The 2,978-nt window shown below is 34.5% G+C and carries 3 protein-coding genes; 2 read left to right on the top strand and 1 reads right to left on the bottom strand.

Annotation, left to right across the window (positions count from 1 at the left end):
* The first annotated feature begins 416 nt into the window (after positions 1-416).
* A complete protein-coding gene (locus tag AP75_RS13905; RefSeq protein ID WP_031504859.1) occupies positions 417-665 on the top strand; it encodes a hypothetical protein in 249 nt (82 codons plus the stop codon).
* A gap of 19 nt (positions 666-684) precedes the next feature.
* Here AP75_RS13905 and AP75_RS14445 read toward each other — a convergent pair whose 3' ends face one another.
* Complete coding sequence (locus AP75_RS14445; protein ID WP_158212094.1) at positions 685-831, bottom strand: hypothetical protein; 147 nt, start codon at positions 829-831, stop codon at positions 685-687.
* A 637-nt stretch (positions 832-1,468) separates the two neighbouring features.
* Here AP75_RS14445 and AP75_RS13900 point away from each other — a divergent pair.
* On the top strand, positions 1,469-2,383 hold the full coding sequence (locus tag AP75_RS13900; RefSeq protein ID WP_088265000.1) for a glutaminase: 915 nt from the start codon (positions 1,469-1,471) through the stop codon (positions 2,381-2,383).
* Positions 2,384-2,978 lie beyond the last annotated feature (595 nt).

Genomic DNA, 2,978 nt, shown 5'->3' with positions numbered 1-2,978 from the left:
TTTTTTTTGTAGCCATTTCATGAGTTTTTAAAAGGTTAATAAAAACAAAGTTACTAAAACGGCGAATGGGAAAAGCTACCGGAGGTTTAGTTCAACAAAGTATTTCTATTAGCGGGGTTGAAGTTTACATCATAGAGATTTTCGCTAGTTGTTCATTTTGTTATATTTAGCAAAAGCAGTTATAATAATCCCCGCCAACAGAAATACCCAACCGATGTGCAATGCTATCAAAATATCGTCATAGAGAGAAAATTTTCATTATCTTGAAAAAAAATATCTGAAAAATGAATAGAAAAATAAGATTGAAATTAAATGAGAAATCTTCCTTTTTTCTTATTGCTGTTAATATATTCAACTTTGAGAAACCAGAAATTAAACTAAACTTAAAATAAAATAACCTTCAAAAAAAATAAAAAATGGATTTAAAAAAAGTATTTTTATATGTTGCTTGTCTTGTTCTTTTGATAAAAGGCGGAAAAACTATTTGGGAATTAATAAATTTTAATCAGATTATGGAATTAAACGACGTAGCAAATTCAACTGCCTACAAAATTGGCTTTGTTGTGGGAATGCTAGTCGAAGTAGTAGTGTTTTTTGGTCTTATTAAAATCATTTACGATTATTTTTTGAAAGAAAAAGAAATGACCTCAAATACTATAAATTAAAAAGCACTGCACATAATAACTAAGCTTTAGCTTCGCTCTGTTCACTTCGTTCGGGTCGTCTTGTCCGCAGGACAGAAGATGAAAGCCCGTTGAACGGAAGCTCCAGTGGCTTTTCAACAGCATTTTGGTCTTTTATGGGGATGTCGTTTTTAGAATTTAGATACACAAAGCAGTTTTTTCGGAAGGACTGCTTTTTTTTGTAGTCCTCGCTACCGGAAGATTGTATCGTGTGGTCATTTTAAAAAATATTTCTATCTTAGATTACCAGATTTAAAACAAATGGGCACGCGAAAGTATTGACTTTGTTTAATTTTATTACGGTAGCGGGGAATGAATATAGAGATTATGCCGGTGAAATGGCCATTTAGATGATATGAAGTATTTTTTAAAATGGCCACATGGAAGAATTCGTGTAGTAGCGGGGGAATAATTATCGAAGGTTCGCTTGATCCTGCCTAGAATTGAAATATTTCTTTTGAAGCGGTGCAGGAGTTCGGCAAAACCGTTAACTTCGCTCGAGGCACGTTTCAGGAATTTGTTGGTCCTTAAATCCTCCGGAGATTTTTTTTTGTAGCCATTTTATATGTTTTTTAAGGGTTAATAAAAACAAAATTACTAAAACGGCGAATGGGAAAAGCTACCGGAGGTTTAGTTCAACATCGGTTTGGCAATATGGCGGCTGAAGTGCTTCTATGAAACATTTGTGCAAGGTTCAACAGCAGTAATTCTTTTGAACTTTTGTGCTAAAAATCCGCCACATCGCCAAGCTGCAAAACGTTGTGTACAATTAAATTAAAAAAGAGGTGAATTTAGAAGAAATAGTTAGGGCAACCTATGAAGAGGTTAAAAATACAGATGACAAAGGACGATTGGCATCTTATATTCCTGAGTTGGTTAACGTTGATTCGGAAAGTTTTGGAGTATTTATATCAACAATTGACCACACTAATTTTGGTATTGGCAATTTTAACGAAAAATTTTCGATTCAGAGTATTGCAAAAGTACTTTCACTAAGCTTAGCATATAGTATTCTTGGCGAGAAAATTTGGACAAGACTTGGAGTAGAACCTTCAGGAACAGCATTTAATTCTCTAGTTCAACTTGAAGCAGATAAAGGCATACCTCGAAATCCCTTTATAAATGCTGGAGCAATTGTTATTTCAGATATTCTACTTAGCAATCTGAAAAACCCAAAAGAAGAATTTTTATCTTTTATTAGAAGCATTTCCAATAATTCAGAATTAAACTATTCACGCAAAATAGCTGCTTCAGAAAAAAGCGTAGGATTTCGAAATGTGGCATTATGTAATTTCATTAAATCCTTTGGAAATATTGAAAATGAACCCTCAGATGTTCTTGACTTCTATTTTGATCTTTGCTCTCTTGAAATGAATTGCAAAGAGCTTTCAGAATTATTTTTATTTTTAGCAAACAATGGCTCTAACATATTTGCTAACAATTCGATACTTACCAAAAGCCAATGCAAAAGAATAAATGCACTAATGCAAACTTGTGGCTTATATGACGAATCTGGAGAATTTGCCTTTAAAGTTGGACTTCCTGGAAAGAGTGGTGTTGGAGGAGGGATTGTTGCAATCCATCCAAATCATTATGCGATTGCAGTTTGGAGTCCGAAATTGAATGAAAAAGGAAATTCATATAAAGGGATGAAATTTCTTGAAGAGTTTACAACAAAATCTCAGTTATCGATATTTTGAGATGAAATAGCCATGATTGGAACAAATCACCAACCGAAGATGATATTATAACCAATCTGGCGTATTCCATGTGACCCATAAAAATAAATAATAACACATGAAAACTGTACACAATAACTAAGCTTTCGTCTTGTCCGCAGGACAGAAGATGAAAGCCCGTTGAACGGAAGCTCCGGTGGCATTTCAGCAGTATGATGGTCCTCTTATGGGGATGTCGTTTTTAGGATTTAGAGGTACAAAGCAGTTTTTTCGGAAGGACTGCTTTTTTTGTAGCCCTCGCTACCGGAAGATTGTATCGTGTGGTCATTTTAAAAAATATTTCTATCTTAGATTACCAGATTTAAAACAAATGGGCACGCGAAAGTATTGACTTTGTTTAATTTTATTACGGTAGCGGGGAATGAATATAGAGATTATGCCGGTGAAATGGCCATTTAGATGATATGAAGTATTTTTTAAAATGGCCACATGGAAGAATTCGTGTAGTAGCGGGGGAATAATTATCGAAGGTTCGCTTGATCCTGCCTAGAATTGAAATATTTCTTTTGAAGCGGTGCAGGAGTTCGGCAAAACCGTTAACTTCGCTCGAGGCACG

The organism is Kaistella haifensis DSM 19056 (genome assembly GCF_000735695.2).
Taxonomy (GTDB): Bacteria; Bacteroidota; Bacteroidia; order Flavobacteriales; family Weeksellaceae; genus Kaistella; species Kaistella haifensis.
The sequence above is the reverse complement of the archived record's forward strand: the minus strand, read 5'-3'. Positions and strand labels throughout refer to the sequence as shown.

Bases quoted from the DNA above. Each gene is read 5' to 3' on its own strand.
- AP75_RS13905 (WP_031504859.1), top strand. From the start codon at position 417: ATGGATTTAAAAAAAGTATTTTTATATGTTGCTTGTCTTGTTCTTTTG.